Source organism: Actinoplanes sp. NPDC048791, from assembly GCF_040650095.1.
Classification (GTDB): Bacteria; Actinomycetota; Actinomycetes; order Mycobacteriales; family Micromonosporaceae; genus Actinoplanes.
In genome coordinates this window covers 1-4,319 of the sequence record NZ_JBEZGQ010000748.1, presented here as the reverse complement: position 1 = coordinate 4,319, position 4,319 = coordinate 1, and the positions used below count along the sequence as shown (strand labels likewise).

The window sequence follows — 4,319 nt, the reverse complement described above, 5'->3', positions numbered from 1 at the left end:
GCGGGTGCCGTCCGGCAGCGGGACCGTCGGGTGCGCCTGGCGGCGGCGGATGCGGTCCAGGCAGGCGTTCACCACGATCCGGTGCAGCCATGTGGTCACCGCGGATTCGCCGCGGAACTTGGCGGCGCCGCGGTGTGCGGATAGCAGCGCGTCCTGGACCGCGTCGGCGGCCTCCTCGCGGTCGCCGATCGTACGCAGCGCCACCGCCCAGAGGCGGTCGCGGTGCCGGCGGATGAGGTCGTTGAACGCCTGCGGATCCCCGTCGACGTGGGCGCGCAGCAGCTCCGCATCCGTCCGCCCGGGGTTGTCCGGGGCGGACGGGCCGCTCTGCGCGTCGCCGGAAGTCACGCCCAGCAATCTAGTCGAGAAGGGCGACAGGGTGGGTGCGTCACCCTGTCAGTTGCCGTAGACCTCGACCTTGCTGATCTCGGCGCGGTACTTGCCGTCGCTGTCCCGGGGCAGCTCGGTGATGAAGACCAGGATGTACTGGTACTTCTGGTTCTCGTCGAAGAGCGGGAACACCGCGTTGTTGCCGTCGGTCTTGGCCGTGTCGCCGTCGCCCAGCTTCTTGTAGGTCTCGACGATCTTCTCGTCGCCCTCGGAGCTGTTGCCCGGGTCGCTGGTGCCGGTCCGGATGTCCATCGCGATGCCGGGCGACGAGGTCTCGACGCGGACCTCGCTGACGGTGCGGGGCGTGCCCAGGTTGATCAGCAGGCCCATGCCGGGCTTGTTGTAGAACTTGGCCTGCAGGAAGCCCGAGGTCTTCCAGACCGTGTCCTTGTCGTCGTCGACGGTGTAGGCGGCCTCACCCTCGTCGGTGCGGTCACCGGCCGGCGGGTCGACGATGCGGACCATGTCGGGGGTGAGGGCGATCTTCTTGGGGGCGGCGGCCGGGGCCTCGTTGTCGGTGTTGCCCGTGCCCGTGTTGCCGCCCGCGGGATCCTGCGGCGCGGTGTTGGCCTGGGTGGTCGACGGGGTGTCGTCGCCCGACTTGCTGATCGCCTGGATGCCGAAGACCAGCCCGATCACGGCGATGACGACCAGCGCGCCGATGCCGATGACGATCTTGCGGGTGCTGCGGACCGGCTCGGCCGAGGTGCCCTGGGTGAAGCGCAGCGGGCCGACGTCCTCGTACTCGTCGTCGGCGGAGTCCAGCCGGGCCAGCTCGGCGGTGAGCGCGTCGGCCTCGGGGGACGCGACCCGCTTGTCGAGCAGGTCCATGGTCAGATCGTCGAGATAGGCCGGGACGCCGGCGCGGATCTGCCGGGGCGGGATGACCGCGCCGCTGCTGTCGCGCATCGCGTCGGGCAGCGCCGAGCCTCTGATCTCGGCGTGCGGCCAGTGACCGGTCAGCGAGAAGTAGAGGATGCCACCGACCGAGCGCACGTCCGTCTCGGTGCTGTCGGCGGAGTCGGCCCGCGCGTCGGCGAGCACGACCCGGCCGTCGTCGCCGATCAGAGTGGTGCCGGGATGCACGTTGCCGTGGACCATGCCGGTGGCGTGGACCGCGGCCAGCGCGTCGGCGATGGAGTGGGCGATCGCCGTGGCGCGGGCCGGATCCAGCGGGCCCTCCTGCGCGACAAGCTCGCGCAGCGCCTCGCCGTCGACCCATTCGCGCACCACGTAGGCCCGGGAGCCCTCGTCGATCGCGTCGTAGACGCCGACCAGGTTGGGGTGGATGACGCGGCTCGCGTCGACCGCTGCCTGCAGCATCTCGGTCGCGGAGTCGCCGCCGGGATACCGCAGCACGACGGCTACGGGGCGCCGGAGGATCACGTCTATGCCGCGCCAGACCTGCCGGCCCGCGCTGTCGTTGTTGACGTGTTCCTCGAGCTGGTACCGCTCGGCCAGGATCTCACCGACGGTGGGTGCACCGAAGGTCATGACCGGTCCGGCCTCATCGGCCGCGGTCTCGTGGCCTTCGCCGACCTGGGTCACCCGTCCTCCCTCGGTGGGTCCGCACGTGTCGACCACGACCTTACCCGCCCCGAGCCAGTGACCTACACGTCATCCCCCGCCGCGGCACTCGTCCGACACCGCCCGCCAGGACCGTTTCCGCCGCTCGGGGACCGAAAATTACCTGTTCAGAGATTTATCCACAGGTTTTCCACACGCTAGCGCCCGAGTTTGCGCCGCACCATGCCGACGACCTGGTTGATCTCCCGCACCCGCAGTAGCGCCGCGGTGGCCAGGTAGACGATCATGATCACGCCGCCGGCGGCGAAGACCTGAAGTGCCGCTGTCAATCGCCCGGGCGTGTCACCTCCGGGCAGCAGGTGCACGACGAGCAGGCCCGCCGCGCCCGCGACGACGGCCGCCACGAGCACCTTCAGCAGGGACTTGGCCACCGAGCCGAGGTTGAGCCGGCCGATCCGGCGGCGCAGGACAGCCAGCGAGATCACCGCGGACAGCAGATAGGACAGGGCGTTCGCGGCGGTCATGCCGGCGGCCGCGAGTGACTCCGACAGCATCTCGGCGAGCACGAAGTAACCGGCGATCCGCAGCAGAACGACGGGCACGTTGATCAGTGCCACCGTCTTGTTGCCCTGCAGTGAATAGAAGGCATAAGTACACAGGTAACTGACAGAGAGCGGGATCACAGCGAAGGCCGCCACCACCAGGACCGTGCCCGTGGCGAACGCGTCCTCGTAGGTGAAGGCGCCACCCTGGAACAGCGTCACCGCGATGGGCACACCGAGCACGCCGTACGCGACGGCGATCGGGGCCAGGGCGGTGACCGTCAGGCGGATGCCGCGGCTGAGGTCGGCGCTGACGTCGGCGTAGCGGCCCTCGGCGGCGGCGGCGCTCATCTTGGGCAGCAGCGCGGTCATCACCGAGACGCCGATGATGCCGTGCGCCATCATCGTCAGCAGGTAGACGTTGTTGAAGGCGAGCACGCTGGCGTTGTTCTTGCCCGAGACGCCGTTCAGGACGCGGACCACGACGAAGACGGCCAGCTGGTTGGCGCCGACGTAACAGAGCATCCAGCCGGCCAGCCGGCCCACCTCGCCGAGGCCGAGCGAGCGCGGCGCCCACCGCCACTTCCAGGCGAAGCCCACCTTGCGCAGGGCCGGCAGTAGACCGGCGGCCTGGGCGACCATGCCGAGCAGCGTGCCGCCGGCGATCAGCAGGATCCGCCCGGGCGTCATGTCCTCGGGGCGGAAGCCGTTGGTGGTGCCGAAGACCAGGATGAAGACGCCGCAGGTGGCGATGACAACGAGGTTGTTGAGGATGGGCGCCCACATCGGCGCGGCGAAGTGCCCGCGGACGTTGAGCACCGCGCTGATCATCGCGGACAGGCCGGTGAAGAAGATGATCGGCAGGATCAGCCACGCGAACGCCGTGACCAGGTTCCGGTAGGCGGGCGAGGTGTTGTCGCCGGACTGGATGTAGGTGATCAGCGGCGCGGCGGTCACCACCAGCGCCGTTGCGAGACCGAGGGTCACGACCGCGAAGGTCAGCAGCCGCTGGGTGAACAGCAGCCCGCCGTCCGGGTCGGCCTTGCGCCGCCGGACCAGCAACGGGATCAGCACGCTGGAGAGGATGCCGCCGAGCAGCAGCTCGTAGATCTGCCCCGGCAGGAACTGGGCGCTGGTGTACGCGTCACCGATGCCGGCGCCCAGCGTCATGCCGATCAGCATGTTGCGGACGAAGCCGATGATCCGGCTGACCAGGCTGCCGGCCGCCATGATGGCGCTGTTGCCGGCCGTGCTGCCGCCCTCGGTGCCGCCGCCGGTGGGCGGGACGTCCTCCGGCGGCAACGCCTCGTCACCGGCCGCGGTCGGGGCCGAGCCGTCGACGGAGATCAGGATCGCGCCGTCGGACGACTGCGGGTCACCGTCGCTCGCCGCGTGCGCGCTCCGGTACAGGCCGCCGTTCACCAAGACCTCCCCAGGGGTACTGACACACCGTCACCCTAGCCAGGCGGTGCCTCACACGTGACGGCGCAGCAGGCTGCCGGGCAGCGCACCGGCCAGCGTCTCCACCATCCAGCAGGCCTCGATGGGCACGATCGGCTCGCTCAGCGCGTCGAGCACGGTGGGGTGGTCACAGCCCGCCTCGGTGAGCACGCCGAGCAGATCGTTGACCGGGCGCAGGTCGCCGGTGTCCGCGATGTGCCGCGCCAGCGGCCGGACCTCGGCGTACCACTGATCCTCGGGCAGCCGGGACAGGCGCTGGGCTGCCTGCCGTACCAGCTCGGCCAGGCCCTCGGCCGGGAAGCGGGAGCCGCCGCGGACCTCGAGCCGCGACTGGGCCGGGGCGGTGTAGGCCGCGACCGCTGCCGCCGGCGCCCTCACCCCGGGTGATCGACGAGGCCG

The 4,319-nt window shown here is 70.5% G+C and carries 3 protein-coding genes and 1 pseudogene; all 4 read right to left on the bottom strand.

Annotation, left to right across the window (positions count from 1 at the left end):
* Positions 1-348 (bottom strand): sigma-70 family RNA polymerase sigma factor (locus tag AB0C29_RS36075; RefSeq protein ID WP_360830111.1); only part of this gene is annotated, 348 nt, incomplete at its 3' end.
* Between the two features lie 48 nt (positions 349-396).
* On the bottom strand, positions 397-1,938 hold the full coding sequence (locus AB0C29_RS36070; protein WP_360830108.1) for a protein kinase family protein: 1,542 nt from the start codon (positions 1,936-1,938) through the stop codon (positions 397-399).
* 176 nt (positions 1,939-2,114) lie between these two features.
* Positions 2,115-3,881, bottom strand: a complete 1,767-nt coding sequence (murJ, locus tag AB0C29_RS36065) for a murein biosynthesis integral membrane protein MurJ (protein WP_360830105.1) — start codon at positions 3,879-3,881, stop codon at positions 2,115-2,117.
* A 51-nt stretch (positions 3,882-3,932) separates the two neighbouring features.
* A pseudogene (locus AB0C29_RS36060) lies at positions 3,933-4,319 on the bottom strand (hypothetical protein); the annotation flags it as partial.